This window comes from Pseudomonas paraversuta (genome assembly GCF_904063065.1).
Lineage (GTDB): Bacteria > Pseudomonadota > Gammaproteobacteria > Pseudomonadales > Pseudomonadaceae > Aquipseudomonas > Aquipseudomonas paraversuta.
In genome coordinates this window covers 155,707-181,846 of the sequence record NZ_CAJFCL010000003.1, presented here as the reverse complement: position 1 = coordinate 181,846, position 26,140 = coordinate 155,707, and the positions used below count along the sequence as shown (strand labels likewise).

The 26,140-nt window shown below is 60.3% G+C and carries 25 protein-coding genes; 10 read left to right on the top strand and 15 right to left on the bottom strand.

The genetic code is table 11. The features are described 5' to 3' along the window. Window positions 1-30 precede the first annotated feature (30 nt). Both JQ845_RS06920 and JQ845_RS06915 read left to right on the top strand, forming a co-directional pair. Window positions 31-1,107 (top strand): 3-deoxy-7-phosphoheptulonate synthase, encoded by a 1,077-nt coding sequence (locus JQ845_RS06920; protein ID WP_003446834.1) that lies wholly within the window; start codon window positions 31-33, stop codon window positions 1,105-1,107. A 176-nt stretch (window positions 1,108-1,283) separates the two neighbouring features. Then, on the top strand, window positions 1,284-2,393 hold the full coding sequence (locus JQ845_RS06915; RefSeq protein WP_203008804.1) for a DUF2817 domain-containing protein: 1,110 nt from the start codon (window positions 1,284-1,286) through the stop codon (window positions 2,391-2,393). A gap of 83 nt (window positions 2,394-2,476) precedes the next feature. On the opposite strand, the gene JQ845_RS06910 is transcribed toward JQ845_RS06915, so the two are convergent. Beyond that, window positions 2,477-2,758, bottom strand: coding sequence for a GNAT family N-acetyltransferase (locus JQ845_RS06910; RefSeq protein ID WP_003446831.1), 282 nt, complete (start codon window positions 2,756-2,758; stop codon window positions 2,477-2,479). Between the two features lie 406 nt (window positions 2,759-3,164). On the opposite strand from JQ845_RS06910, the gene oprI reads away from it, so the two are divergent. Next, complete coding sequence (gene oprI / locus JQ845_RS06905; protein WP_003172710.1) at window positions 3,165-3,416, top strand: outer membrane lipoprotei OprI; 252 nt, start codon at window positions 3,165-3,167, stop codon at window positions 3,414-3,416. Window positions 3,417-3,538: 122 nt separating this feature from the next. On the opposite strand, the gene JQ845_RS06900 is transcribed toward oprI, so the two are convergent. The 3 genes from JQ845_RS06900 to JQ845_RS06890 form a co-directional block, all read right to left on the bottom strand. Beyond that, the gene (locus tag JQ845_RS06900; RefSeq protein ID WP_003446819.1) at window positions 3,539-4,567 is read right to left on the bottom strand and encodes a L,D-transpeptidase family protein; all 1,029 of its coding nucleotides are present in this window, start codon (window positions 4,565-4,567) and stop codon (window positions 3,539-3,541) included. Between the two features lie 96 nt (window positions 4,568-4,663). Beyond that, window positions 4,664-4,957 (bottom strand): hypothetical protein, encoded by a 294-nt coding sequence (locus tag JQ845_RS06895; protein ID WP_003446817.1) that lies wholly within the window; start codon window positions 4,955-4,957, stop codon window positions 4,664-4,666. Window positions 4,958-5,015: 58 nt separating this feature from the next. Continuing rightward, the gene (locus JQ845_RS06890) at window positions 5,016-5,621 is read right to left on the bottom strand and encodes an arylesterase (RefSeq protein WP_003446808.1); all 606 of its coding nucleotides are present in this window, start codon (window positions 5,619-5,621) and stop codon (window positions 5,016-5,018) included. 10 nt (window positions 5,622-5,631) lie between these two features. On the opposite strand from JQ845_RS06890, the gene JQ845_RS06885 reads away from it, so the two are divergent. Genes JQ845_RS06885 through greB form a run of 3 tightly spaced genes read left to right on the top strand, consistent with a single transcriptional unit; the run spans window position 5,632 to window position 9,351 of the window. Further along, on the top strand, window positions 5,632-6,315 hold the full coding sequence (locus JQ845_RS06885) for an ABC transporter ATP-binding protein (protein WP_003446806.1): 684 nt from the start codon (window positions 5,632-5,634) through the stop codon (window positions 6,313-6,315). Then, window positions 6,315-8,819: an ABC transporter permease gene (locus tag JQ845_RS06880; RefSeq protein WP_203008803.1), complete on the top strand. Its 2,505-nt coding sequence runs from the start codon at window positions 6,315-6,317 to the stop codon at window positions 8,817-8,819. The genes JQ845_RS06885 and JQ845_RS06880 overlap by 1 nt, the downstream gene beginning before the upstream one ends. Before the next feature lie 34 nt (window positions 8,820-8,853). Next, window positions 8,854-9,351 (top strand): transcription elongation factor GreB, encoded by a 498-nt coding sequence (greB, locus tag JQ845_RS06875; protein ID WP_010656996.1) that lies wholly within the window; start codon window positions 8,854-8,856, stop codon window positions 9,349-9,351. Between the two features lie 2 nt (window positions 9,352-9,353). On the opposite strand, the gene JQ845_RS06870 is transcribed toward greB, so the two are convergent. The 3 genes from JQ845_RS06870 to JQ845_RS06860 all read right to left on the bottom strand — a co-directional run bounded on the left by JQ845_RS06870 (window position 9,354) and on the right by JQ845_RS06860 (window position 12,000). Beyond that, entirely contained in the window at window positions 9,354-9,662 is a 309-nt protein-coding gene (locus tag JQ845_RS06870; protein ID WP_003446797.1) for a hypothetical protein, read from the bottom strand. A gap of 381 nt (window positions 9,663-10,043) precedes the next feature. Continuing rightward, window positions 10,044-10,478: a DoxX family protein gene (locus tag JQ845_RS06865; RefSeq protein ID WP_010656997.1), complete on the bottom strand. Its 435-nt coding sequence runs from the start codon at window positions 10,476-10,478 to the stop codon at window positions 10,044-10,046. A 103-nt stretch (window positions 10,479-10,581) separates the two neighbouring features. Beyond that, a complete protein-coding gene (locus JQ845_RS06860; protein ID WP_203008802.1) occupies window positions 10,582-12,000 on the bottom strand; it encodes an MltF family protein in 1,419 nt (472 codons plus the stop codon). Window positions 12,001-12,236: 236 nt separating this feature from the next. Here JQ845_RS06860 and JQ845_RS06855 point away from each other — a divergent pair, with 236 nt between their 5' ends. The 3 genes from JQ845_RS06855 to JQ845_RS06845 all read left to right on the top strand — a co-directional run bounded on the left by JQ845_RS06855 (window position 12,237) and on the right by JQ845_RS06845 (window position 15,065). Beyond that, the gene (locus JQ845_RS06855) at window positions 12,237-13,037 is read left to right on the top strand and encodes a TatD family hydrolase (RefSeq protein WP_203008801.1); all 801 of its coding nucleotides are present in this window, start codon (window positions 12,237-12,239) and stop codon (window positions 13,035-13,037) included. A 161-nt stretch (window positions 13,038-13,198) separates the two neighbouring features. Continuing rightward, complete coding sequence (locus tag JQ845_RS06850; protein WP_202210407.1) at window positions 13,199-14,680, top strand: methyl-accepting chemotaxis protein; 1,482 nt, start codon at window positions 13,199-13,201, stop codon at window positions 14,678-14,680. Window positions 14,681-14,798: 118 nt separating this feature from the next. Further along, entirely contained in the window at window positions 14,799-15,065 is a 267-nt protein-coding gene (locus tag JQ845_RS06845) for a terminase (protein ID WP_127195882.1), read from the top strand. Here the strand turns inward: JQ845_RS06845 and JQ845_RS06840 are convergent, their stop codons facing one another. From JQ845_RS06840 to JQ845_RS06830, 3 genes are all read right to left on the bottom strand, one after another. Further along, window positions 15,066-15,863, bottom strand: coding sequence for an acyl-CoA thioesterase (locus JQ845_RS06840; RefSeq protein WP_203008800.1), 798 nt, complete (start codon window positions 15,861-15,863; stop codon window positions 15,066-15,068). 92 nt (window positions 15,864-15,955) lie between these two features. Next, a complete protein-coding gene (locus JQ845_RS06835; RefSeq protein WP_203008799.1) occupies window positions 15,956-16,729 on the bottom strand; it encodes a CHAD domain-containing protein in 774 nt (257 codons plus the stop codon). 28 nt (window positions 16,730-16,757) lie between these two features. After that, entirely contained in the window at window positions 16,758-17,039 is a 282-nt protein-coding gene (locus tag JQ845_RS06830) for a hypothetical protein (RefSeq protein WP_003446784.1), read from the bottom strand. A 248-nt stretch (window positions 17,040-17,287) separates the two neighbouring features. On the opposite strand from JQ845_RS06830, the gene JQ845_RS06825 reads away from it, so the two are divergent. Beyond that, window positions 17,288-18,316 carry a patatin-like phospholipase family protein gene (locus JQ845_RS06825; RefSeq protein WP_127195879.1) on the top strand — a complete coding sequence of 343 codons (1,029 nt, stop codon included), beginning with the start codon at window positions 17,288-17,290 and terminating at the stop codon, window positions 18,314-18,316. On the opposite strand, the gene JQ845_RS06820 is transcribed toward JQ845_RS06825, so the two are convergent. From JQ845_RS06820 to kdpA, 5 genes are all read right to left on the bottom strand, one after another. Continuing rightward, the gene (locus JQ845_RS06820; protein WP_003446780.1) at window positions 18,317-19,009 is read right to left on the bottom strand and encodes a response regulator; all 693 of its coding nucleotides are present in this window, start codon (window positions 19,007-19,009) and stop codon (window positions 18,317-18,319) included. It lies immediately after the preceding gene. A 36-nt stretch (window positions 19,010-19,045) separates the two neighbouring features. Next, window positions 19,046-21,712, bottom strand: a complete 2,667-nt coding sequence (locus JQ845_RS06815; protein WP_003446778.1) for a sensor histidine kinase — start codon at window positions 21,710-21,712, stop codon at window positions 19,046-19,048. A gap of 75 nt (window positions 21,713-21,787) precedes the next feature. Continuing rightward, window positions 21,788-22,339, bottom strand: coding sequence for a potassium-transporting ATPase subunit KdpC (gene kdpC / locus JQ845_RS06810; protein ID WP_203008798.1), 552 nt, complete (start codon window positions 22,337-22,339; stop codon window positions 21,788-21,790). 21 nt (window positions 22,340-22,360) lie between these two features. Further along, window positions 22,361-24,433: a potassium-transporting ATPase subunit KdpB gene (gene kdpB, locus JQ845_RS06805; RefSeq protein ID WP_037001931.1), complete on the bottom strand. Its 2,073-nt coding sequence runs from the start codon at window positions 24,431-24,433 to the stop codon at window positions 22,361-22,363. A 10-nt stretch (window positions 24,434-24,443) separates the two neighbouring features. Further along, window positions 24,444-26,138, bottom strand: coding sequence for a potassium-transporting ATPase subunit KdpA (kdpA, locus tag JQ845_RS06800; protein ID WP_202210402.1), 1,695 nt, complete (start codon window positions 26,136-26,138; stop codon window positions 24,444-24,446). Window positions 26,139-26,140: the final 2 nt, after the last annotated feature.

Below are 26,140 nucleotides of genomic sequence, written 5' to 3'. Positions count from 1 at the left end.
GCCGGCACCCGTGACCTGACGAGTAACACGATGGCTGATTTACCGATTGACGACCTAAACGTTGCCTCCAACGAAACCCTGATCACACCTGAACAGCTCAAACGCGAGATGCCTTTGCGTGCAACGGCGCTGCAGACTGTGACCAAAGGGCGTGAGGTAATTCGCAACATCCTGGATGGCACAGACCATCGACTGTTTGTTGTCATCGGGCCTTGCTCGATTCACGATATCAAGGCTGCCCACGAGTATGCCGAGCGCCTCAAGGTGCTGGCCGCAGAAGTCAGCGACACCCTGTATCTGGTGATGCGCGTCTATTTCGAAAAACCACGGACAACGGTCGGCTGGAAAGGCCTGATCAACGACCCGTATCTGGATGACTCGTTCAAGATCGAAGACGGCCTGCATATCGGTCGCAAATTGCTGCTGGACCTGGCCGAAATGGGCCTGCCAACCGCAACCGAAGCCCTTGATCCGATTTCACCGCAGTACCTGCAGGACCTCATCAGCTGGTCAGCCATCGGCGCGCGTACCACCGAGTCGCAGACTCACCGCGAAATGGCTTCCGGCCTGTCCTCGGCCGTGGGCTTCAAGAACGGCACCGATGGCGGCCTGACAGTTGCAATCAACGCACTGCAGTCGGTTTCCAGCCCCCACCGCTTCCTGGGTATCAACCAGGAAGGTGGCGTGTCGATCGTTACCACCAAGGGCAACGCTTACGGGCACGTCGTCTTGCGCGGCGGCAACGGCAAGCCGAACTATGATTCGGTCAGCGTGGCCTTGTGCGAACAAGCACTGAACAAGGCAAAAATCACCCCGAACATCATGGTCGACTGTAGCCACGCCAACTCCAACAAGGATCCGGCCCTGCAACCGCTGGTGATGGACAACGTGGCCAACCAGATCGTCGAAGGCAACCAGTCGATTATCGGCCTGATGGTCGAAAGCAATCTGAACTGGGGCTGCCAGGCCATTCCTAAAAACCTCGAAGACTTGCAGTACGGTGTCTCCATTACCGATGCCTGCATCGACTGGGCCAGCACTGAAACTACCTTGCGCAGCATGCACGCCAAGCTCAAGGATGTACTGCCCAAGCGTACTCGCGGCTGATCGATAACATCTCTTGGCGGGGCGGGCCTGCTCACCCCGCCAAGGGATGGACGCGTAACACCGGAGCCGGCACTCGCCGGCACCAGCCATCTGCTTGCTTCACCCCGGCCACCGCCTGCCCCCATTTCTTTGCGGACGCCTGAATGCCACGGCGCGTTCATAGACAGGAGAGCAGCATGAGCACAGGTTTCCCGTCACACCGCAGCTTTACCCGCCAACGTGAACAGTTTTTGGCCGCCGCCACTGCGGCAGGCGCACGCCTGTACCACTATCCTCACCCCCTGTGCGGTCCGTTTGGCGAAGCCCTGGGCACCGATGTCGCACTGATCGGCAACCCCCAGGCAAAACACCTGTTGATCGCCCTGAGCGGCACCCATGGGGTCGAAGGCTTTTATGGCTCGGATTGCCAAAGCCGGTGGCTGCAGACATTCAACCCGCAAACCCTGCCTGACGACGTGGCGGTGTTGATGATTCACCTGATCAACCCGTGGGGCACCGCGTGGATACGCCGGGTCAATGAAGACAATATCGACCTGAACCGCAATTTTCTGGATTTCAGCCAGGCACCGCCGGACAACCAGGCGTATGAGGCGCTGCATGCCATCTACACCTGCGATCAATTACGCGGCCCGCACCGGGAACAGGCCGACGCCCGGCTCAATGAGCGGGTGCAGGGTGAGGGCTGGCCGGCCGTGATGTCGATTGTCGAGGCTGGCCAGTATCGCCATCCCGACGGACTGTTTTATGGCGGCAAGAGTGCCAGTTGGTCTAACCGGACGCTGCACGAAATTTTGCGCGAGCACCTTGCCAGCGCCAGCGTCGCCATGTGCTTCGACCTGCATACCGGCGCGGGTGATTATGGTCATCCAATGCTGCTGACCATCGCCCAGGCTGCCTATCCGGCGCTTGCCGATGCCCGGCAGCTGTTTGGTCCATGGTTATTCACCCTGATCACCGGCGCCGACAGCCAAAGCGCTACCGGGGTTGCCGCGACGGCCACCGGATATGCCTCGCAAGCAATCATCGACGCCCTGCCCCGGGTGCGCCTGATGCCCTTTGTAATTGAATGCGGCACCTATCCTGGCGAGCAGGTTCACAGTGTTCTGCGCGATGACCAGTGGCTGCATCTGCACGGCGACCTGGACAGCCCGCAGGCGCGTCAGATCAAGCTGCAACTGCTTGAACAGTTCTGTCCGGCCGACAGCGACTGGCAAGAACTGGTGTGGGTACGCACGCGCCAGATCTGGGATCGGGCGCTGGGGGCATTGATCAAGATGGCGGACTGAGTAGGCCGTCGGGGTTCGATCAGGGTTTTGCGGCCCACAAAAAAACGCCGGGCTGTTGGCCCGGCGTTTTTGTGAGTCTGGTTTCAGGTTTTCGCCTGGGCACGCTTGTGACGTTCCATATAACGCTCTACATAAGAGCAAGAGGGAATCACTTCGTATCCCATCTTTTCGGCGTAATCGAGCGCCTGCTCCGTCAATGCTGCCGCAATACCCCGGCCACGCAAGGCATTGGGTACAAAGGTGCGATAGATATCCAGAGTCTGCTTGCCCAGATCCATGTAGGTCAGGTAAGCACGATGACCGTCGACAGTGGTCTCAAACTGGTGACCTGCCTGGTCATGGTGGATAGACAACGCCTCGCTCATCATTGCTCCTTAGCGGGTCTTGAACCGTGACCTCTACATTACTGTTGTTTTTGTGCCGAGGGAACCACTTCGCCATCAGGGGTACGCTATGGACACCAAACCTGTGGCCAGCCCGATAACTTGCCAGCACCCTTAACATTTTTCTGAAAGTTAAGCCTATGACGCACAACCGAACTTAAAGTCACGCCATCAAGCGGCGGGCTCGATCCGCGGCCAGGGCTTTAAACTGGCTGTTTTTCAAGCACAATCTGTTAAAGCTAGTCCATCCGCATTGATTGCCAAATATTTTTTTTGGTTCTTGCGCTAGGTCAGTTTACTTACTACAAGTAATGGGTAGTATGTACGCCGGCTGTTTCCTCGCTTTGAAGGAGCAGCTTCAAATAGAAAGTCCTTGAAGGGGAACACGATGAACAACGTTCTGAAATTCTCTGCTCTGGCATTGGCCGCAGTTCTGGCTACCGGTTGCAGCAGCGTATCTAAAGAAACTGAAGCCCGCCTGACTGCAACTGAAGACGCAGCAGCTCGCTCCCAGGCTCGTGCTGACGAAGCATACCGTAAAGCTGACGAAGCTCTGGCTGCTGCTCAAAAAGCACAGCAGACTGCTGATGAAGCTAACGAACGTGCTCTGCGCATGCTTGAAAAAGCAAGCCGCAAGTAATAATCCTTCGGGGTTATTATCAAGCCGACCCATTTATGGGTCGGCTTTTTTATTGCCCGCAACTAAGCGGGCAATAAAAAACCGCCAGGGCATTAACCGTGGCGGTTTTTTTTAACGTGAATTTACTGCACGTAATCCAGCGACTGGCCAACTGGCTCAGCTGAATTAGCAACGCCTATTTCTTCCGGGATACCGGTCTCGGCACCCACAACAGGGAAGGCTTTGTCCTTGTCGATCTGAATGCTGTTCTCCAGGTCTTTGTGCTTGAGCAAAAAGTTGATAAACCCCGCGTACTTGTTCTGCAAGTCTTCAGGGGTCAAATGCGACTTGTCGCTGACGGCCACCAGAGAGCCATCTTTGACATTCAGCGGCTCATGAACCTCAAGGTAGACCTTGCCACCACTCAAACCCAGCTTGTAGGGTTCGTTGATGATTCTGACCGGGGTTCCCACCGGCACCATTTGCGCCATTTCCAGCACGTTCTTGTTAAGCATGCGGAAACAGCCATGGCTGGTACCCGTGCCAATGCCAAACTTTGCGTTCGAGCCGTGGATCAGGTAACCCGGCATGCCGAGCGTGAACTTGAAGGGCCCCAGCGGGTTATCCGGCCCTGCAGGCACCACGTTGGGCAGCGGGTCGCCGTTCCTGGCGTGTTCGGCCTTGATCGAAGCCGGCGGCGTCCAGGTCGGGTTAGGCGTCTTGGCAGTGACCTTGGTGAACCCCAGAGGCGAGCCCCAACCTTCGCGTCCGATCCCCAGCGGAAAGGTGTAAACCTTGTCCTGGTCCTTGGGGAAGTAGTACAGCCGGTACTCTGCCAGGTTGATCACAATCCCTTCACGCTTGCCCGGCGGCAGGATGAACTGGGTCGGCAACACGATATTGGTATCGACAAGCGTGCCATCCGGATTCTTTTTGACCGGCAACCAGGCGTCCACCCCCGGGTTGGCCGCGATCATTTCCGAGTACCCAAGTTCGTACTGGTTGCCCAGATCGGCAAAGGAGTCCTCGTACTTGCCCTTGATCACCTGCACCTCACCCACCACATCTTCACCCGGCGGTGGCAGCGGGAATTCAAGCGCAGAAACGGGACCCGCAACACACAATGCGGCAACTGACAGGTAGCGGGTGACTGCAGGTAGGCGCGACAACATCCGGAACATCCTTCGCATAATCAACGGGGATAAAAAAGGGAGTGTACACCGCGCCCACGGTGATCGTGGGCCGGTTCAGGTGCCAGACAAGTTAGATCATAGTTCAAAGCGCAATTCAGGCCAGATCGGCTCGGTGCCGCGGCGTTGCGACTCGATGATTGCCCGGCACAACGGGCACAGCCGGTGGTCCTGGAAGACCTTGCGCGTGACATCTGACCAACGTGGCTGCGCAGGCAGCAACGAGCCGCATAACGTGCGGTCAATGGTGCCTCCCAGCTCCAGTTGGCGCGTCACCAGATGCACCCGTACCTCCTGGCAGGCGAACAAATCGAGCTGCTCATCGGGCTCGATCAGTTGATAGGCATATAAAGACCAGGCAGGACGCGACATCAGGGGCTCCAAATCGGGGGGGCGCCACCTTAGCCGAAACACTGCAACTAGAAAAGCATCAAAGCAGCGGTTTTAGCACCGGCCACACATTATCCAGCAAACGGCCCTGCGCTCCGACCGCCGGATGTATGCCATCGGCCTGCATCAGCTCAGGATGACCACCGATACCCTCGAGGAAAAATGGCAACAGCTCGACCTTTTTCTCCTCCCCCAACTCGCTGTAGACCCGGGCAAACGCCGTTGTATAACGCGCACCATAATTAGGCGGCAGCTGCATGCCCAACAGCAGCACTTTGGCCCCCGCCTCCAGGGACTGATCAATCATGCCAGCAAGATTTTGTTTCAATTGCGCCGGTAACTGGCCGCGCAGGCCGTCATTACCGCCCAATTCGACAATCACCACATCGGGTTTATGCTCTGCAAGCAGTGCCGGCAGCCGCGCGAGCCCTCCTGCACTGGTGTCACCGCTGACCGAGGCATTGATCACCTGGTCATCGTAGCCTTGCTGCCTGAGCCGCTGCTCCAGCAACGACACCCACCCCAGACGGGTATCCAGGCCGAAAGCCGCGCTGATACTATCGCCAACAATCAAGATTGTTCCTGCCGCTGCATTCTGTGCCATACACATCAGGGCCAGGGCAGCACTTAAAAACCACACACGCATTGGATTCTCCATGGGCGAAAGTATTCTCACCGCGCAGAACCTTAGCAAAGTGGTCCCCAGCGCGGAAGGCGAACTAACCATCCTGCACCCTTTGAGCCTTGAGCTGAACAAGGGCGACAGTCTGGCGATCGTGGGCGCATCGGGCTCCGGAAAATCCACCCTCCTGGGCCTGCTGGCCGGCCTCGACCTGCCAAGCCAGGGCGAAGTGATTCTGGCCGGACGTGCCCTCAGCAGTCTGGACGAAGATCAGCGCGCACGCGTCAGAGCCGAACACGTCGGGTTTGTGTTCCAGTCATTCCAGTTGCTCGACAGCCTCAATGCGCTGGAGAACGTCATGTTGCCGCTGGAGCTCGAGGGCCGTAGAGATGCTCGCGAGCACGCCCGCCACCTGCTGGAACGGGTCGGCCTGGGGCAACGCCTGAGCCATTCGCCGCGCCAGCTTTCCGGTGGCGAACAGCAACGGGTAGCCATAGCCCGGGCATTTGCCGCCAACCCGGACGTACTGTTTGCCGACGAGCCCACCGGCAATCTGGACAGTCACACCGGTGAGCGCATTACCGAGCTGCTCTTCGAATTGAACAAGGAGCGTGGCACCACCCTGGTGCTGGTGACCCACGATGAACGCCTGGCCCATCGTTGCCGGCGCCTGATCCGTCTTGAAGCCGGCCATTTGGTCGGCCCCCTGGAGCCTTGATGGCACGCTTGCCGCTGTTGCGCCTGTTCAGCCTCGCTGTGCGCCAGCTCCTGCGCGATGCCCGCGCCGGGGAGTTACGCGTGCTGTTTTTTGCGCTTCTGGTCGCCGTCGCCGCCAGCACGGCCATCGGCTATTTCGGTGCCCGCCTCAATGGCGCGATGTTACTGCGTGCCACCGAGTTTCTGGGCGCCGACCTGGTGCTCGATGGCAGCTCACCGGCACGTGAAGAGCAAATCAGGGTGGGCAGGGAGTTGGGCCTGCAACACGCCCGGGTCGTGGAGTTTTCCAGTGTCATCGCCACTGACAACGGCATTCAGCTGTCCAGCATCAAGGCAGCTGACAGTGCTTACCCCTTGCGGGGCGAGCTGAAAAGCGCAGCGCAACCCTACGCCGAGGAACAACCCGGCGGTGGCCCCGCGCCCGGGGAAGCCTGGGCAGAAGCCAGACTGCTGACGGCCCTGGACCTGAAAGTCGGCGACCCCATCGATGTCGGCTCCAAAACTGTGCGTATCACCCGCGTCCTGACCTACGAGCCAGACCGCGCCGGCAACTTCTACAGCCTCACCCCACGGGTACTGATCAACCTGGACGACCTCGCCGCCACCGGTATCGTACAGCCCGGCAGCCGGGTCAGCTTTCGCGAACTGTGGCGCGGTGACGCCCCGGCTCTTGAATCCTATCGCCAGGTCATCAAACCCGGCCTCGACGCCAACCAGCGCCTGCTGGACGGGCGTGATGGCAACCAGCAGATTGGCGGCGCGCTCGGCAAGGCCGAACGTTATCTGAATATGGCCAGTCTGGTGGCGGTGCTGCTCTCTGGCGTCGCAGTGGCGTTGTCTGCAACCCGCTTTGCCAATCGACGTTTTGATGCCAGCGCCCTGCTGCGCTGTCTGGGCCTGTCCCGGCGCGAAACCCTCTGGTTGTTTACCCTGCAACTAACGGTACTCGGCTTGCTGGCCAGCCTTGTGGGGGCTCTGCTCGGCTGGGTGGCGCAGCTTGGTTTGTTTGCACTGTTGCATGATTTATTGCCTGCCGATGTGCCGGCCGGCGGCCTGATGCCGGCCATTGCCGGGATGGGTACCGGGCTGGTAGCACTGGCCGGTTTCGCCTTGCCGCCACTGGCTGCGCTGGGGCGCGTCCCGCCGCTACGGGTATTGCGCCGTGACATATTGCCGATCCCGGCCAGTACCTGGACGGTTTACGGCGCCGCCTTGCTGGCACTCGGGCTGATCATGTGGCGCATGAGCCTCGATCTGGTGCTGACGTTCGCCCTGCTCGGCGGTGGCATAATTGCCGCGCTGGTGCTCGGCGGTCTATTGCTGCTGGGCCTGCAAAGCCTTCGCCGCCTGCTGGCCGGGGCCTCGTTGCCGTGGCGTCTGGGGCTGGGCCAGTTACTGCGCCATCCACTGGCCGCTGCCGGTCAGGCCCTGGCCTTTGGCCTGATTCTGCTGTCGATGGCGTTGATTGCCCTGCTGCGTGGCGAGCTGCTCGACACCTGGCAAAACCAGTTGCCCAAAGATGCCCCCAACTACTTCGCCCTGAACATCCTGCCAGCGGATAAAGACGCTTTCAGCAAGCGCCTGCACGAACTGCAAGCGCAGGCGGCGCCACTGTACCCGGTGGTGCCCGGACGCTTAATCAGTATCAATGGCGAGCCCGTGCAGGAACTCGTCAGCAAAGACTCCCCTGGCGACAAAGCGATCCAGCGCGACCTGAGCCTGACCTGGGCCGCCGACCTGCCTGCCGGCAACCAGCTGACTGCGGGCACATGGTGGACAGCTCAGCCGGGGGGCGATGTACCCGGTGTGTCAGTGGAGGCAAAAGTAGCCGAAAGCCTGAAACTCAAACTGGGCGATCACCTGGTCTTTACCGTTGCCGGGGTCAATCGCGAGGCCCAGGTCAGCAGTTTGCGCAGCATCAACTGGGACAATTTCCAGCCGAACTTCTTCATGATCTTCCAGCCGGGCACCTTGCAGGACTTGCCCGCCACCTATCTCACCAGTTTTTATCTGGCCCCGGGTCATGACCGGGAAATCATCGATCTGTCGCGCAGCTTTCCGGCCGTGACCATTCTGCCTATCGAAGCCCTGCTGGCGCAGCTGCGCAGCATCCTTGCGCAAGTCACCATCGCCGTGGAATACGTGCTGCTGTTTGTCCTGGCTGCCGGTATGGCAGTGCTGTTCTCCGGTTTGCAGTCCACCCTGGACGAGCGTATCCGCCAAGGCGCCTTGCTGCGGGCCCTGGGGGCAGAACGGCAACTGTTGATCAAAACCCGGCGCATAGAGTTCGGCCTGCTGGGTGCTACCAGCGGTTTACTGGCCGCCCTGGGCACCGAGCTGGTGAGCCTGGTGCTGTATCGCTTCGCCTTCGACCTGCCATGGCATCCACACCCGTGGTTGCTGCTGCTGCCTGTACTAGGGGCATTGATGGTCGGTGGTGCCGGGGTGTTTGGCACCCGCCGGGCACTTAATGCCAGCCCGCTAACCGTGTTGCGCGAGGGCTGATAGACTCGCGTTTTTCATATGCCAACGGATGCCCATGAGCCGCTATCGCCCTCCCCGCCCTGCCGGCACCGCGCTGATCACCCCCGAAGGTGAAGCGCGAATGCGTGCCGAGCTGCACGAGTTGTGGCACGTGCGCAGACCGCAAGTCACACAGTCGGTCAGCGAGGCTGCGGCCCAGGGCGATCGTTCGGAAAACGCCGAATACACTTACGGCAAAAAAATGCTGCGCGAAATCGACAGTCGCGTGCGCTTTCTGACCAAGCGTCTGGAAAGCCTCAAGGTCGTCAGCGAAAAGCCCAGTGACCCGAACAAGGTTTACTTCGGGGCATGGGTCACAATTGAAGATGAAGACGCAAAGCAGTCGCGCTACCGCATCGTCGGCCCCGACGAGCTGGACCTCAAACAGGGCCTGATCAGTATCGACTCGCCCCTGGCCCGGGCGCTGATCGGAAAATCGCTGGATGCTGAAGTACAGGTGCAAACACCCACCGGTGAACAGTGGGTGTACATCGTGGCGATTGAATATCCCTGACTTCAGCGCAGAGTGATCAGGCCCTGACGCGACACACGGGTAAGGTTGCCAATCACCAGCTCGGCGTTCTCGGCACTGGGGGATTGAATCACTGCCAGATCGAAGCTGTTGCTGGCAAAGCGTGCCAGGCTGTCACCTTCTTCGACAAACTGAATCAGAAACGCCGAAGCCCGGCCTTTGCGACGCGGCCAGCCGTCCAGATAACGCAGCAGCGTGGGCTGATGTTTACCGCTCAGAAGGATTTTTGGATTGCGCAGGTTCAGATTGGCCGTGATCGGCTCAAGACGTACAAGGGGACGCGTCTGACTCATGTTTCGGTTCTCCGCCTCAAGGTTCTGCGTGGCAGGTGAGAGGCAACACCGAACCAGCGCTTTAGCGGTATTTCGAGGCCTGCTTCAAGCCTCTTAGAAGGTCTTGCAACCCTCTGGCGCCCCGCAAGTAGCTGTTTAAATCGGCGCAAGAAAACATCCTAGATAAACCGGCTTGTAGCTGTCAACAATCCCGTACAACGAAAAAGGCCCGCTTGCGGCGCAATGCTGTTCACACAAGTAAACCCTGCCTTTGCCGGAGCAACCTTGTCTCGCGATGTTCTCGAGAACATCGCGAGACAAGCTCGCTCCTACAGTTGAGACAGCAGTGGTTCAAGTGAACAGCATTGCGCTTGCAGCGGGCCTTTTAGCGAACGTTGCACTTTATTTGGCGATAGCACCATCGATGGACAACTTGCCCGCGCCTTCCAGTAGCACGGCCACCGTACCGCCCAACAGCGCCAGGGCAAACTCATAACCATTATTGGCCATGAACAAACCGTTATGGATATGCACCGAGAAAATCGCCACCAGCAAGGTGAATGACAGGCCCAGGGCAGCCGGACGGGCCAGCAAACCGACAATCAGGGCCAGGCCGCCAAAAAACTCGGTGCCGCCAGACAGCAGTGCCATCAAGGTGCCCGGCGTCAGGCCAATGCTTTCCATCCATTGCGCAGTACCGGCAAGTCCACCACCACCGAACCAGCCGAAGAGTTTTTGTGAGCCATGGGCAGCAAAAATAATGCCCACGAAAACCCGCAACACTGTCAGGCCATAGCCTGCACGGGTGCCCAAAACGGTTTGGATCAATTTGCTCATGCTGTAGTCCTTTAGATCATCAGGTGGGGAATGCTCGCCATACTAATCAGTTTTCATCATGTTAAAAGTCGAATAAACCCGACATAACAATCAAATTATCCGATCATTTCCGGGAGACCAGCTCAGGCTTTACTGGCTCCAGCGAGTCACGCTCCCGGTCGAAGGCCAAATAGTATTTATTCACACTATTAACATAGCTGACCGCACCCATTCCAACCTGCTCCATGGCAATCCGCTCGACCTGGAAGAACCATTGATCAGGGTTCAAACCACGCCGCCTGGCCTCGGCCCGCATACCCTGCACACGTTCCGGGCCCATGTTGTAGGCCGCCAGCACAAAAGCCATGCGCTCACGCTCATTGAGCTTGGGGCTGGCAAAGAACTTGCGGCGGATCATCGCCAGGTACTTGGCCCCTGCTTGCACATTGTTATCTACATTCTGAATGTTGCTGACCCCCACTCTCTGGGCAGCCGAAGGGGTAATTTGCAGCAACCCCGTAGCCCCGCCAGAGCCCCGGGCATCAGGGTCAAGGGTTGACTCCTTGAACGCCAGCGCCGCCAGGTTCAACCAGTCCATCCCCTGCTGGCGCGCGTGCTTTTGCAGAATCGGCCGCAGCTTTTCAAGCTTCTGGCGATCGGCCCGGGCCAACGGGTAATGCACTCGATACAAGCGTCGGTACACCCGCTCGAAGGCTAGGTCCTGATCGGACGGGGCCTTGTAGCTCAGCACAAAGCGGTCAATGCTGGCACGCAACATCGATGCATCACGGCGCACATACCAGCGCATGGCAGCAGGTTCGCTGACCAGTACCTTGCGGTCAAAACGCAGCTTGGGCATCAAGGTCGCCCAGCGTTCGGCAATAGGTCGCTCAACAATGGTCAGATGAAAAATACCGGCCTGAACCATCTCCAGCACATCTTCGACGGCCAGGCTGGGGTCCACCCATTCGATTTTTACCGCCGGCAGTTTTCGCAGGGCCAGCTTCTGATTGATCATGTTGACCGCCGCTCCGGCTGCGCTGCCGGTGGTCAATGTCACAGTCCGGCCTGACAGCTGTTCGAAACGGCTGAACCTGCGCTCACCCTTGACCCCCACCAGCAGCAAAGGCACGTCATCGACGATCGGGTCGCTGGGGCTGATGGCATGGTTGGCTTTAAAGTCGAGCAACTCGCCCGGGGCTACCAGATCACCTTCACCACGGGACAAGGCGCCCAGCAGTTGATCCTTGGCTTTGGGGATGATTTTGAGGGTGATTTCCTGGCCATCGCGGGCGTGGCCATTGAGGTAGCGCTCGAATGCGTGCAACCGATGATATTCAACACCGATCGCCTGGCCTTGCACCTCTCCCGAGCTATTGCGGCTTTGGTTGACCAGCACCCGTAACACCTGACTGCTGCGGATTTGCGCCAGATCGCGGACCTGACTGGGCTGCCCGACCTGTAACGGTCCGGCCAGGCGCGCCAGTACCGGTAGTGGCAGCAGCATCAGGCACAGCGCAATCAATAGTGTTGGTCTTGTCATCCGTTCTCCGGAAAGAATACAGCCCGGCGCCGTGTCGGATTACCCGACAACCGGTGCCCCTTTTGGGGGATTTAAGCGCTGGGAACAGCGCGCAATACAGTCAATGCGTCCTGTAGAAAACCGGGCATTGCGTTGTTGCGGCATTCAAAGACAACCATAACTGTCTGTAGTTCTTGGTTTTTCTTATAAATCTACAGCTCTGATATGCTTCTCGGCCTGTGGCCTGAGGTAGCACCATGCAACTCATCGATATCGGCGTCAACCTGACCAACCCTAGCTTCGACGGCAAACACCAGGCGGTTTTAGACCGTGCTTACGCGGCTGGCGTGGCGCAACTGATCCTCACGGGCACCAGCATTGAAGGCAGTGAACTGGCCTTGCAACTGTGTCGCGAGCTTGACCAGAGCAGTCAGCGACTGTTCGCCACAGCGGGGATTCACCCGCACTCGGCCAGTGACTGGAACAGCGACAGTGCCCAGCGTTTACTGGCCCTGCTCAAAGACCCCAACGTGCGTGCCGTGGGTGAATGCGGGCTGGACTTCAACCGCGATTTCTCACCGCGCCCGCAACAGGAGAAAGTGCTGGAAGAACATCTGGCGCTGGCGGTAGAGCTGCAGTTACCGGTGTTCCTGCACGAACGTGATGCCAGTCAGCGTCTGCTGGAAATCCTGCGCAACTATAGCGACCACTTGCCCGCTGCGGTGGTGCACTGCTTTACCGGAGAAAAGAAGGCGCTGTTCAGCTACCTGGACCTGGACTTGCACATCGGTATCACGGGCTGGATTTGCGACGAGCGCCGCGGTACCCATTTGCACCCGCTGGTGCGGGATATTCCCCGGGGTCGCCTGATGCTTGAAAGCGATGCGCCGTACTTGCTGCCGCGGACCTTGCGACCAAAACCGAAAAACGGTCGTAATGAACCGGCTTACTTAACAGAAGTTCTGCGGGAAGTGGCGGTGCATCGGGAAGAGAGCGAACAGGACCTGGCCGAACATACGACGGCATGCGCGCGGGCGTTTTTTGGATTGCCGGGTTAGCAGCAAGCCTCAAACCTGTAGCTTGCAGCCTGCCATACGGGCAGTTGGATCAACAACAAAACAACAGCATCCTTGACCCATATCAGCAGGTCTTCCTCGAGTAGCGGCACAATGATGGCACCTTGCCAATATTGTTTCCGCAAAATCAGAGAAGACCTTCCATGGGTACCTGGCTTAGCAACATCTCGCTCAAATACAAGTTCTGGGCCGTCAATGCGGTGGCTTTCATCACTACGTTGCTGCTGGTGCTGTACGCCGTACAGCTTGAGCAACAATCGCGCAGTGAAGCTGCTCAGGCCAGCGCCCGGGCCCAGGCCCATCTGCTGGCTGCATGGCCCGCCGGTCAGGCGCTGCCTGTAGCCAGTCATGTCTTGCTGTTACCAACCGATAAGGCCCCCAATCTTGATCCGCGCTCACTCGGGCAACTGAACAATGGCAATGGCTGGGTTTCTATCAATGCCATGCCACTGTTCGGGCAAAATCCGTTGCTGGGCGCCGAGGTGGTGACCCGCGGCGACAACCAGAAAATCGCGGTGCTGGCCTATGCCCCCAGCCTGGCTCAGGTATTCATGGAGCGCCTGCCCAACTATGCAGGGGCTGTGCTGATTCTGATGCTGGCGATGCTCGGCGCCTCGCAATTGCTGATCCGCTTTTTGCTCAGCCAGCTCAATACCCTCAAGGATGTGATGCTGCATGTCGAGCAAACGGGCGATTTGTCTGCCCGCGTACCCCTGGCCTGTACCGATGAAGTCGGGCAAATGGCCAGCGCCTTTAATGCCATGCAGGCCGGCTACCAGCGGGTGGTGCATACCGTCGCCGACACTGCCGCGCAACTGGACGCCGGCGCCGAGCGCCTGGCCAGCAGCATGGATGAGGTACGCCAGGGCATGCTCGGCCAGCAGAGCGAAACCGATCAGGCGGCCACTGCAATCAACCAGATGTCAGCCACCGTTTTCCACATCGCGCAGCACGCCGGCGCTACCCGCGACCTGTCTCAAACCGCCGATGACCTGGCCGGTAGCGGGCAGCAGGTGGTCAGTCGCGTGCAGCAATCCATCGCCAGCCTGTCCACCGGGGTGCAAACAACCGCCGAGATGATTCAGCAACTCGCCCAGGACAGCCAGAAAATCAACAGTGTGGTCGGGGTGATTCACAGCATTGCCGAACAAACCAACCTGTTGGCGCTAAACGCCGCAATTGAAGCTGCCCGCGCCGGAGAAATGGGCCGGGGGTTTGCAGTGGTCGCCGATGAAGTGCGCCATCTGGCCAAGCGCGTCCAGACCTCCACTGACGAAATCACCGCAATGGTATCGGCCCTGCAGGCAGGCACCCGGGACGCGGTGGACTTTATGCAGGAAAGCTCATTCAAGGCCGATGACTGTGTACAGCAAGCCCAGGAAGCCGGGGCAGCCCTGGCCGAGATCACCCGCGCAGTGGCGCAAATGCGCGAAAGCAACACCCAGATCGCCGTTGCCGCGGAGCAACAGAGCCAGGTCGCAGAAGAAATGAATCGGGCCGTGGTCAGCATCCGCGACGTTACCGAAAACACCGTGCAGCAAACCGTAGATTCCGCCACCACCAGCAACCAGCTGGCGACTCTGGCAGGTGAGCTGAATCGGGCCATCGGGCAGTTGAAACTATAGAAAAGACCCTATCGGGCCAATAGCCACAGTTGATTCGCCCCGCCCGTAACCCGGGCTTATGCTTTGTTCATAGGGTTCAACCAAGGCTGAACCGCTGAATAAAACAAGGAGAGCAATCATGGGCAAACGTCACCCCAACCTGCCGGCCTGGCAATGGCGCTCCAACCCGCAGAGCCATCAAAGCTCCGCGCATCAGGCACTCAACCTGATCGCAATACCCATGATGGTGCTGGCTTTTCTGTTGCTGGTATCCGGCGTATTCAGTGAAAACGCTGTGAGTGCCAGCATCGGGCTGCTGGCCTTGTTCGCAGGCATGGCGTTGCAACACCAGGGGCGCAAGCTCGAAGCCAGGGCCGGGAATGCGCAACGCAGCCAGACATTTTGACTAACCGAACACCGCTACCGTCTGGCGGCTGATCGCAACCAGTTCGCCATTGGGCGCCCACAGATTGGCCGCCACATGACCGTAGCCGTCACGGGCATGCTCAATCACGGCCAGATACTGACACCATTCAAGCGTGCTGACTTGTGGCAGGGGCTGCACAAACTCGATGGTCCAGGTCAGCGTGCTGCCCGCTGTAGGTTTGTTCAATAACGGCAGCAATGCAGGTGGCCAGGTATCGACCAGGGCCAGCAAATGGGTTTCAGTCAGCGGCTCGTCCTTGATATCACCGGCAAAACGCACCCAACCACCCATCTCCCGTGTGCCACGCCCGGTGAAAGGCAGCGCACCCACGGCCCAGGCCATGGACATGTGCCGCATGAACTCCGGGGTCACGCCCTTGATATAGGGCAGCAACGGGCTGTCTTCAGGCGCCTTGATCTGCGGCGCGGGCACTCCTTCGAGGTTGATGACCGACTCGCGCGGGGCACCAAAACTGCCTTGCACCAGGGTCACGACCTGACCATTCTGCACCGCCCGCCCCAGGACCTGGCTGACCGCCTTGCCTTCACGCAGTACTTCGACTTCAAAACTGATCGACACATCCGGCTCGGCAGGGCCGACAAATGTCACCGCCAGCGAACGCAAGGCACGCCCGGCGGGGACCTGCGCGCGCATGGCTTCGTACTGCAAGGCAACCATCAGGCCGCCGAAGCTGGCACGCCCCTGACCCCAGTCCGGGGTAATGGTGACGTCCAGTGGATTGCGGCGAACCGCTTCGACCAATTCACAAAACTGCATGAGCACCTCGATACAGAAAAATATGCAGCGATACTACTCATCCATCCGCCACTGCACAGTGTTGTATCCGCCAAATAGCCAGCCGAAAGGGCCTAGCGAAAACTGGCCGCGCTCAACTTGACCAGTGCCCGGTCTGCGCGCTTCTCGCCGCGAGCCAGCGCGGCCTGCCATTGCTCCACACAAGGCTGCAGGTCGGGCTGCTGCTCGGCCTGAACCAGCCACTGCCAGGCGTCATGCCATTCCCCCAGGGCCTTTTGCGCCTCCTTCAACCGGGCCAGTACCAGCACCGGCAAGCGATCCAGCTGTGGATAGGCTTCGGCGGCGTAACGCACGCGCTTGATCAGCAGCCGCACCCGATGCCGGTCATGCCCCGGATCATTCAGGGCCTTTTCCAGGGTCTGCCACTGTTTATCCAGAACCGTCCCGATCCGCTTGCGCAAGCCTTGCAGCAACCCTTCACGCTGAGCCGCGCGGATAAAGCGCGGGAAGACATCGAGGATCATCAGCAACTGTGCCAGTTGCGCACTGTCGGCCACCGCCGCATAACTGCCTGACAGCTGCTCCAGACGCCGCGCGGCCTGCACCCGATAGCCTTGCTGCTGCAAGTGCGCAGCCAGCACTTCAAGATCGCGCAGCGGCGTCGTCAGGAGACCTACCTGGGAGGCGGACATTTCCAGTTGCACCACGCCCGGCAAACCGCGCAACGGGCGCAACGGGCGCAACAGGCTGCGCAAACGACGTACCGTAGTACGCAAATCGTGCAGTGCCTCGGGATCGGTGTCAGCCTGCAAACGCGCCTGGCAGGCCAGCAACCTGACCTCCAGGCGCACAATTTTGCCGATTATCCGGTCTACCAATTGAGACATCCTTACCCTCCCCCTTCACCGCAACGGCTCAACGTCCTGCGCGGGATTCACGAATATAGAAACGCGCTTTTTCGGCTTTTGTGGTGCAGCCTTCAAAGGCTTCGAATTGTTGCTGGGTTTTCGCCCCGGTCAGTAACGACAAGGCTTTGGAATAACTGACAGTCCCTGCAAAACCTTCCGCCTTGGCCAGATCCAGCTCATGCCAGGCAGCGTCCAGCTGGGTAGCGCAACTGTCTCGATAAGCCGCTTTATTGCCCGCACAACCCGCCAGAGCCAATGCAATCAACGGTACACAAAGCCAAGCTTTCATAATGTTTCCCTCAAAAATTAATGTTCAGTGCAAACTCAGACGGGCAAGTGCCGTAAAAGTGCCTTGACCGGTGTGTGACTGTTGCTGCGACACGCTTTTCAATCGGCCCACGCCGACTGAAAAGCGCGTCCGTGTAACGGCGAGCGATTGCCCTTACATCCTAGCTGGCCGGCGCCGATTTATGCCACAGCTGTCACTACAAGGCACAAAAAGGCATTGTGGACACCTGTCAGACGAAGGTTCGGTTCATGAAAAAACGTATTGCACTGGTATTAGGCTCCGGGGGTGCCCGGGGTTATGCCCATATCGGCGTCATTGAAGAACTTGAGCGTCGCGGTTACGACATTGCCTGCGTTGCAGGCTGCTCCATGGGCGCGGTCGTGGGCGGCATCTACGCCGCCGGTAAACTTGACCAGTATCGCGACTGGATTCAAAGCCTGGACTACCTGGATGTATTGCGCCTGGTCGATGTCAGCTTCCGGCTGGGAGCCATCCGCGGCGAAAAAGTCTTCGGCCAGATCCGCAATATCGTTGGCGAAATCAACATCGAAGACTTGCGCATCCCTTACACCGCAGTCGCTACCGACCTCACCCACCAGCAGGAAATCTGGTTTCAGGAGGGCTGCCTGCACCAGGCCATGCGGGCTTCGGCGGCAATTCCCAGCCTGTTCACCCCGGTGATGCAGGGCAACCGCATGCTGGTCGACGGCGGCCTGCTCAACCCTTTACCCATAGTGCCGGTGGTCTCCAGCCATTGCGACCTGATCATCGCCGTCAACCTGAACTCCACCCACCACAATAACTATCAACTGCCCGTCATCGAGCGCCCTGCAGCATTCAAGGGCCGCTTCGACAGTTTGATGAGCTCACTGGGGTCGCACATTCCGTTTCGCACCAAACAGGCCGAGCACCTGTTGAACCTGGAACAGGAAATGCTCAACCCCCTGACCGAACAGCTGCCCGATCCCTGGCTCGAATCGGCCGCACCAAAAGCCCGGCATACTGGCGACCAGGGCGCCCCCAAGTCAGCCACCGGCTCGTTCATCATCGACAACGTCGGCCCCGCTTCGCTGCTGGACTTGATCAACCAGAGCTTCGAGGTGATGCAGACATCCCTGGCCCAATACAAGATTGCCGGTTACCCGCCGGATATCCTGATCAATGTGCCCAAACGCGTGTGCCGCTTCTTTGAGTTTTACAAAGCCCCGGAACTCATCGCTCTGGGCCGGCAAATCGCCAAAGACACGCTGGACCGCTACGAAAGTGAAGAGCACTAGTCAAACCCGGGTCAGCAACCGATAACCGACGCCCGCTTCAGTGGCAATAAATCGCGGATGCGTCGGATCATCCGCCAGCTTTTGCCGCAGATGGCCGATCACGATGCGCAGGTAATGACTGTTTTCGATATGGGTCGGGCCCCAAATGTCCTTGAGCAATTGCTGCTGGGTGATCACCCGTCCCGGATGCCGTGCCAGTTGCGCCAGCACCGCGTACTCCTTGCGGGTCAGGGCCACTTCGACCCCATCAAGCAACACCCGGCGATAGGCCAGGTCAACCACCAGAGGGCCAAGCTCAATCGCCGCTTCTTGCGTCTCGCCTGCGGGGGCCTGGCGCAACAGAGCCCGGACCCGGGCCAGAAATTCCTGGATACCGAAAGGCTTGGTCACATAGTCATTGGCCCCGGCGTCCAGCGCCTGGACCTTTTGCACTTCACTGGCGCGCACCGAAAGCACCAGCACCGGCACGTTCGACCATTCGCGAAATTCACGCAGCACCTGCTGGCCGTCCATGTCGGGCAGGCCCAGATCCAGTACCAGCATGTCCGGCTGCTTTAACGCCGCCTGGCTCAAGCCATCAGCCCCAGTGGCAGCTTCCAGCACGTTGTAGCCCTGGGAGACCAGACTGATGCGCAAAAATTTGCGAATCTGCGGTTCATCGTCGATGACCAAAATAGTCGCGCCCTGGCTCATGGCATCACATCGCAGTAAAGGAATGGCCGAAGAATATCAGTGTTCAAGGCCGGACTCTTCCTGATCGAAGGCGGGCTGCTCGGGCAAGGGCAGGTACAGCGTGATACAGGTACCGCTGCCATCAATACCGTCACCGACGGTAATTCGCCCCCCGTGGGCACCGACCATGCCCTGACAGATAGCCAGCCCGAGCCCGGTCCCCTGCCCGCCCCGATCGCCACGGGCGGCGGTGTAGAACATGTCGAAAATCTTCGCCCGCTCGTCCTCCGGGATGCCCGGGCCCTGATCGCTGACCGCAAACCACAGCTCCTGCTCATCGGCACCCGCTTGCAGCACCAATTGCCCGGCAGGCGGTGAGAAGCGTGCAGCGTTCTCCAGCACATTGATCAGTGCCTGCTCGATCAACGCCGCGTGGATGTGCAGCAACGGCAGTTGCGCCGGCACCTCTACCTTTACCTGCAGCGGTGCCAGCACCGCCCGCAGCCGATTCAGGGCACTGCCCACAATATCGGCCGGAGACACCCAGTCACGGGCCAGCTTCAACGCGCCGTGCCCCAGCCGGGTCATGTCCAGCAGGTTCTGAATGTAGCGGTCCAGACGCTCGGCTTCATCGCGGGTGGCTTCCAGCAGTTCGCGTCGATCCTGTACCGGTATCGACTCGCCCAGTGCCAGCAAGGTATCGATACTGCCCTGCATCGTGGTCAGGGGCGTGCGCAGATCATGGGACACTGAGGCCAGCAAGGCACTGCGCAGCTGCTCGGTCTCGCCGTGCAAACGCGCCGCTTCCAGATCCTGGGCCAAACGGGCCCGGGCCAGTGCCTGGGCCAGAGGTTGGCTCAGCGCCATCAACAGGCGACGATGTTGACCGCTGAGCGCCAGATTTCCCTTGGGGCACACCCCAAGCAAGGCCAGCGGCCCCTCTTCAGCGCTTAACGGCCACCACCACCAACGCCCCATGGGCAGTGTGCCGGTGCCCTTGCCGGAGGGCTGGTCGTGGGCCCAGGCCCAATCCGCAGCCGCGCGCTCGGCCTCGCTGAGCTGCAGGGGGCCGCCAGTCTCGACCTGCCAGCCAGCGTCGGGGTCCCGCTTGAGCAAACACACATCGAGCTCCTTCCAGCTGCTCAAATGCTGGGCCGCGGCATTGATCACCGCCTGGCGATCGGTAGCCGCAGTCAGCTTGCGCGACAGGTCGAGCAATTGCGTGGTTTCCTCCTGAGTCTCACGCAGCGCCTGCAACTGCCGTCGTTGCCGGGCCGCCAGATTGCCGGTGAGGGCTGCCATGAGCAAAAAGAACAACAAGGTCAGCACGTCTTCTTCGCGCTGGATGCTGAACGAGAAGTTGGGCGGGATGAACAGAAAGTCATAGGCCAGAAACGACAGCGCAGCGCAGGCCAGCGAGGGCCCCAGACTGCTGCGCACGGCCACCAGCAACACCGCCGCCAGAAACACCAGCGAAATATTGGGCAGCGCCAGCACACTGGAAACGCCCCAGGCCAGGGCACTGGCCAGGATGGTCGCCACCAGCGCCAGGCCATAATCGAACCACACCAGGGTGGGCACTCCCCGGCTTGAAGCCGCAGTGGGCGACTGCTCATTGTCGAGCACGTTGATTTCCAGACCGTGGGCATCGCGCAGCAGCCGCGAAGCCAGCCCGCCGCCAAAGACCCGGCGGCGCCAGGTCAGGCGCGACTGGCCCACCAGCAACAGGCTGGCACGCCGCTCGCTGGCGTGCTGGATCAGCGTCCTGGCCACTTCACCGGCGCGCAGCAGCACCACTTCGCCCCCCAGGCGCTCAGCCAGCTGTTGCGCGTTTTGCAGACGCAGCCGTGACTGCTCGTCACGCACCGTGCCGTTGTCCACATGCACCAGACTCCAGGGCAGATGCCTGCGCTCTGCGACGCGGCTGGCGTGACGTACCAGGCGCTCGGCATGCACGTCGCCATCAATTCCCACCAGCAGGCGACCACGCAGCGCCGGAGCCGATTGCCCCTGCTGGCGATAACCTTTGTCCAGCTCATCGTCGACGTAGACCGCTGCCGTCTGCATCGCCAGTTCACGCAGGGCGTTGAGGTTGGTCTGGGAGAAAAAGGCGTCGATCGCTGCCCGTGCCTGCTCGGGCACGTACACCTTGCCCTCGCGCAGACGCTCCAGCAGCTCCCGCGGCGGCAGGTCGATCAACAGCAGTTCGTAGGCTTCCTGGATGATCCAGTCGGGCAGGGTTTCACGCACCTGTACCCCGGTAATGCCGCGCACCCGATCATTGAGGCTTTCCAAATGCTGGACGTTGACCGTGGTATACACATCGATGCCCGCTGCCAGCAGCTCCTGGACATCCTGCCAGCGCTTGGCATGACGGCTGCCCGGGGCATTGCTGTGGGCCAGTTCGTCCACCAGCACCAGCCCGGGTCTGGCCGCCAGCAAACCGTCGAGGTCCATTTCTTCGAGCTGCACGCCGCGATACTCCGAACGCAGCATCGGTTGCTGAGGCAGCCCGTTGAGCAATGCCTGGGTTTCGGCCCGGCCATGGGTCTCGACCACCCCCGCCAGTACCGTTACGCCCTGACGGACCTGAGTATGAGCCGCTTGCAGCATGGCGTAGGTCTTGCCCACGCCGGGGGCTGCGCCAAGGAACACCTTGAGCCGGCCACGGCCTGCCCGTGGCAAATCAGCTAACAGCGCATCGGCGCGACCGGAATCTGTCATGGAATTACCTATTGAATACATAAACCCCGCAGGAGCGAGCTTGCTCGCGAGCAAACTCGCTCCTGCGGGGTGCAGTCAGTTTTTAAGCTGAGCCAACGCCTGGTTCAGCAGCAATACGTTCACCACCGGCGGCCCCACCAGCGGCTGCTCGATATGTTGTTGCAGCAGCTGCTCTACCGTCTGCACCGGCAAATTACGCGCCGCAGCCACACGCACCAGTTGATAGCGTATTGCCTCAGGAGGCAAGTGCGGGTCCAGGCCACTGCCCGAGGTGGTCAGCAGCGCCAGGGGCACCGGGCCCTGATCGGCTATCACCAGCTGCGCAGCACTGTCCTTGACCCGCGTGGCCAGCGCCGGGTTGCTCGGCGCCAGGTTGCTCGCGGCACTGGACACCGTGGCAAACGCCCCCGCTGACGGGCGCGGGTGGAACCAGCCAGCCCCTGTGAAGTCCTGCGCGATCAGCGCCGAACCCAGGACCTGGCCCGCACTGTCGCGCACCAGGCTGCCATTGGCCTGTTGTGGGAACGCCAGCTGCGCGATCCCGGTAACGGTCAGCGGGTAGATCACCCCGGTGATCGCCGTCATCAACACCATCAGGCTCAGGGCCGGACGTAAAAGAGTCGCCATGATTGAGTCCTCTAAAAGTTCTTAAACCAGGTGCAGCGCCGTGAGCAGCATGTCGATCAGCTTGATGCCTGCAAAGGGCACCACCAGCCCGCCCACGCCATAGATCAGCAAGTTGCGGCGCAGCAAATGCGCGGCACTTGCCGCCTGGACCCGCACGCCACGCAAGGCCAGCGGGATCAGCACCACAATGATCAGTGCGTTAAACACGATGGCCGAAAGAATGGCGCTCTGCGGGCTGCTCAGACCCATGATGTTGAGCACACCCAGCTGCGGGTAGATGGTGGCAAACAGCGCCGGCAGGATCGCGAAGTACTTGGCCACATCGTTGGCAATCGAGAACGTCGTCAGGGCGCCACGGGTCACCAGCAGTTCCTTGCCGATTTGCACCACATCCAGCAACTTGGTCGGGTCGCTGTCCAGATCGACCATGTTCGCGGCTTCCCGCGCAGCCTGAGTGCCATCGTTCATCGCCATGCCGACGTCAGCCTGGGCCAGCGCCGGTGCATCGTTGGCCCCGTCGCCACACATGGCCACCAGCCGCCCGTCATTTTGCTCGTGGCGAATGCGCGCCAGCTTCTTCTCCGGCGTGGCTTCGGCCAGCACGTCATCCACACCGGCTTCGGCCGCTATCGCCGCAGCGGTCAGCGGGTTGTCACCGGTGACCATCACGGTGCGAATCCCCAGCTTGCGCAATTCGGCAAAGCGTTCGCGGATCCCGGGCTTGACCACGTCCTTGAGGTGAATTGCACCCAGCAACCGGCCCTGGGCGCACACCAGCAACGGGGTGCCGCCGCTCTGGGCGATCTTGTCGATCTCCCGCGACAACGCCGGCAGTACTTCGCTGCGTTTGAGGCCGACAAAGGCCAGTACCGAATCCACTGCACCCTTGCGATAAATCCGCCCGTTGCAGTCGATACCCGACAAGCGAGTTTCAGCGGTAAAGGGCACGGCGGTGAAATCAGAGGCCGCAGGCTCTGGCAAGCTATGCAGGCCGCGAATGAACTCGACGATGGACTTGCCCTCCGCCGTTTCGTCCGCCAGGGAGGCCAGCAATGCACCTTCAGCCAGCTCTTTGGCAGTCACGCCGGGGGATGCATACAACGCCGTGCAGCGACGGTTACCGAAAGTGATGGTGCCGGTTTTATCCAGCATCAACACATGCACGTCGCCCGCAGCTTCCACCGCACGCCCGGATTTGGCGATGACATTGAGCCGCACCAGCCGGTCCATGCCGGCAATCCCGATGGCCGACAGCAAGCCGCCAATGGTGGTGGGAATCAGAGTCACCAGCAATGCCACCAGAAACACCAGCGGCAAGCTGCCACCGGCGTAATAGGCGAACGGCTGCAAGGTCACGACGACAATCAGGAAAATCAGGGTCAGCCCGATCAGCAGGATATCCAGCGCCACTTCGTTAGGGGTTTTCTGGCGTTTGGCGCCTTCCACCAGTGCGATCATGCGGTCCAGGGTCGACTCGCCGGGGTTGGCGCTGATTTGCACCAGCAGCCAGTCCGACACCAGCCGGGTGTTGCCGGTCACCGCCGAGCGGTCACCACCAGACTCACGAATCACCGGTGCCGATTCGCCGGTGATCGCCGCTTCGTTGACTGCGGCAATCCCTTCAATCACCTCACCGTCACCGGGGATCATCTCCCCGGCTTCGACGCGCACCACATCGCCCTTGCGCAGGCGGGTCGCAGGTACCACTTCAAAACCGCCCGTGGCCGTACGCCGCCGTGCGCTCAAACCGACGCTGCCGGCCTTGAGGCTATCGGCGCGGGCTTTACCGCGACCCTCGGCCAGGGCTTCGGCAAAGTTGGCAAACAGCACGGTAAACCACAGCCACAGGGCGATCTGCACCGCCACCCCGGTGGGCACCGCAGGCTCGGGCATAAAGCACAGCACGGTGGTAAAAATGGCAGTCAGTTCCACCACCAGCATCACCGGTGAGCGCTTGAGCTGACGCGGATCGAGTTTGACGAAGGCTTGCAGCAAGGCCGGACGCCAGATATCGGCAAAGGATGTTTTGGGTGATTCGAGCGCCCTGGTTTCAGGCGCAGGAGTCAACTTGGAAACAGGAGCAGGCATAGTCATCATCGTCTCCTTAAAAGCCCAGGGTCAGTTGTTCAGCGATTGGGCCAAGGGCCAGGGTCGGCAAGAATGTCAGGCCGCCCACCAGTAAAATGGTCACAGTCAACAGCGCCACAAACAGCGGGCCGTGGGTGGGGAAACTGTCCTGGCCAATGGGCGCGGTTTTCTTCATCGCCAGGCTGCCGGCCAGGGCCAGTACCGGGAGGATGTAACCGAAGCGCCCGATCAACATGCCCAGGCCCAGCATCAGGTTGTAGAACGGCGTGTTGGCGCTGAGCCCGGCAAATGCCGAACCGTTGTTGGCACTGGCCGAGGTGAAGGCATAGAGGATCTGGCTGAAACCATGGGGCCCGGGGTTGCTCACCGAAGCCACGGCACTTGGCAATACGGCAGCGATAGCCCCCAGCACCAGCACCCCCACCGGCATCACCAGCAAGGTCACCACCAACAACTGGACCTCTTTGGCCTGCAGTTTTTTACCGAGGTATTCCGGGGTGCGGCCAATCATCAGGCCGGCCAGGAACACGGCGATCAACACGTTGAGCAACATGCCGTAGAGCCCGGCACCGACGCCGCCGAAGATCACTTCGCCGACCATCATGTTGACCAGCGCCACCATCCCGCCAAGCGGGTTGAGGCTGTCGTGCATACCGTTCACCGAACCGTTGGAGGCGGCGGTGGTGGTTTCGGTCCAGAGCACGGTGCCCGTGGTGCCGAAGCGCACTTCCTTGCCTTCCAGCGGCGCGGTTTGCTCCACCAGCGGGCTGTTCAAGGTCGGGTTGGGCTGGTATTCGGCGTACAGCGCCGTACCGCCGCCGATCAGGAACAATGCCAGCATGCAGGCGATGATGGCCCGGCTCTGACGCAGATCCTTGACGTAATGGCCAAAGGTGAACACCAGCGCCACCGGAATCAGGATGATCGAAGCCATCTCGAACAGGTTGCTCCAGGCGCTCGGGTTCTCGAACGGGTGCGCCGAGTTGACGCCGAAAAAGCCCCCGCCGTTGGTACCCAGTTGCTTGATCGCAATCTGGCTGGCCGCCGGGCCCAGAGGAATGACCTGATCCGCGCCTTGCAGGGTCAGCGCATTGACGTAGTGGGCGAAGGTTTGTGGCACCCCCTGCCAGACCAGAAACAGCGCCAGCACCAGACACAGCGGCAACAGGCCGTAGAGCGTGGCGCGGGTCATGTCGACCCAGAAGTTGCCCAGGGTTTGCGCCGAGCGGCGGCTGATACCCCGGCACAGCGCAACCAGCACCGCCAGACCGGTGGCCGCGCTGACGAAGTTCTGCACGGTCAGACCGGCCATCTGGCTGAAGTAACTGAGGGTCGCTTCACCGCTGTAGCTCTGCCAGTTGGTGTTGGTGACAAAACTCACAGCGGTATTGAATGCCTGGGTCCACTCTTGCCCCGGCAACTGCTGCGGGTTGAGGGGTAAATACTGTTGCAGCAACAAAATGGCGAACAACAGCACAAAACCCGCCAGGTTGAATGCCAGCAGGGCCAGGGTGTATTTCTGCCAGCTTTGCTCGGTGCCCGGGTCAACCCCGGCGACGCGGTAGCAGACCTTCTCCACCGGCCCCAATACCGGAGTCAGCCAGGTGCGCCGGCCTTCCATCACCCGATAATAAAAACGCCCGAGAAAGGGCGCCGGCAGCAGCACCAACGCGAAGAATGCAAGAATCAGCGCATAGTCATAACTGTGCATAC

Coding starts and splice junctions, on each gene's coding strand:
- JQ845_RS06920 (WP_003446834.1), top strand. CDS start 31: ATGGCTGATTTACCGATTGACGACCTAAACGTTGCCTCCAACGAAACC.
- JQ845_RS06915 (WP_203008804.1), top strand. CDS start 1,284: ATGAGCACAGGTTTCCCGTCACACCGCAGCTTTACCCGCCAACGTGAA.
- JQ845_RS06910 (WP_003446831.1), bottom strand. CDS start 2,758: ATGAGCGAGGCGTTGTCTATCCACCATGACCAGGCAGGTCACCAGTTT.
- oprI (WP_003172710.1), top strand. CDS start 3,165: ATGAACAACGTTCTGAAATTCTCTGCTCTGGCATTGGCCGCAGTTCTG.
- JQ845_RS06900 (WP_003446819.1), bottom strand. CDS start 4,567: ATGTTGTCGCGCCTACCTGCAGTCACCCGCTACCTGTCAGTTGCCGCA.
- JQ845_RS06895 (WP_003446817.1), bottom strand. CDS start 4,957: ATGTCGCGTCCTGCCTGGTCTTTATATGCCTATCAACTGATCGAGCCC.
- JQ845_RS06890 (WP_003446808.1), bottom strand. CDS start 5,621: ATGCGTGTGTGGTTTTTAAGTGCTGCCCTGGCCCTGATGTGTATGGCA.
- JQ845_RS06885 (WP_003446806.1), top strand. CDS start 5,632: ATGGGCGAAAGTATTCTCACCGCGCAGAACCTTAGCAAAGTGGTCCCC.
- JQ845_RS06880 (WP_203008803.1), top strand. CDS start 6,315: ATGGCACGCTTGCCGCTGTTGCGCCTGTTCAGCCTCGCTGTGCGCCAG.
- greB (WP_010656996.1), top strand. CDS start 8,854: ATGAGCCGCTATCGCCCTCCCCGCCCTGCCGGCACCGCGCTGATCACC.
- JQ845_RS06870 (WP_003446797.1), bottom strand. CDS start 9,662: ATGAGTCAGACGCGTCCCCTTGTACGTCTTGAGCCGATCACGGCCAAT.
- JQ845_RS06865 (WP_010656997.1), bottom strand. CDS start 10,478: ATGAGCAAATTGATCCAAACCGTTTTGGGCACCCGTGCAGGCTATGGC.
- JQ845_RS06860 (WP_203008802.1), bottom strand. CDS start 12,000: ATGACAAGACCAACACTATTGATTGCGCTGTGCCTGATGCTGCTGCCA.
- JQ845_RS06855 (WP_203008801.1), top strand. CDS start 12,237: ATGCAACTCATCGATATCGGCGTCAACCTGACCAACCCTAGCTTCGAC.
- JQ845_RS06850 (WP_202210407.1), top strand. CDS start 13,199: ATGGGTACCTGGCTTAGCAACATCTCGCTCAAATACAAGTTCTGGGCC.
- JQ845_RS06845 (WP_127195882.1), top strand. CDS start 14,799: ATGGGCAAACGTCACCCCAACCTGCCGGCCTGGCAATGGCGCTCCAAC.
- JQ845_RS06840 (WP_203008800.1), bottom strand. CDS start 15,863: ATGCAGTTTTGTGAATTGGTCGAAGCGGTTCGCCGCAATCCACTGGAC.
- JQ845_RS06835 (WP_203008799.1), bottom strand. CDS start 16,729: ATGTCTCAATTGGTAGACCGGATAATCGGCAAAATTGTGCGCCTGGAG.
- JQ845_RS06830 (WP_003446784.1), bottom strand. CDS start 17,039: ATGAAAGCTTGGCTTTGTGTACCGTTGATTGCATTGGCTCTGGCGGGT.
- JQ845_RS06825 (WP_127195879.1), top strand. CDS start 17,288: ATGAAAAAACGTATTGCACTGGTATTAGGCTCCGGGGGTGCCCGGGGT.
- JQ845_RS06820 (WP_003446780.1), bottom strand. CDS start 19,009: ATGAGCCAGGGCGCGACTATTTTGGTCATCGACGATGAACCGCAGATT.
- JQ845_RS06815 (WP_003446778.1), bottom strand. CDS start 21,712: ATGACAGATTCCGGTCGCGCCGATGCGCTGTTAGCTGATTTGCCACGG.
- kdpC (WP_203008798.1), bottom strand. CDS start 22,339: ATGGCGACTCTTTTACGTCCGGCCCTGAGCCTGATGGTGTTGATGACG.
- kdpB (WP_037001931.1), bottom strand. CDS start 24,433: ATGACTATGCCTGCTCCTGTTTCCAAGTTGACTCCTGCGCCTGAAACC.
- kdpA (WP_202210402.1), bottom strand. CDS start 26,138: ATGCACAGTTATGACTATGCGCTGATTCTTGCATTCTTCGCGTTGGTG.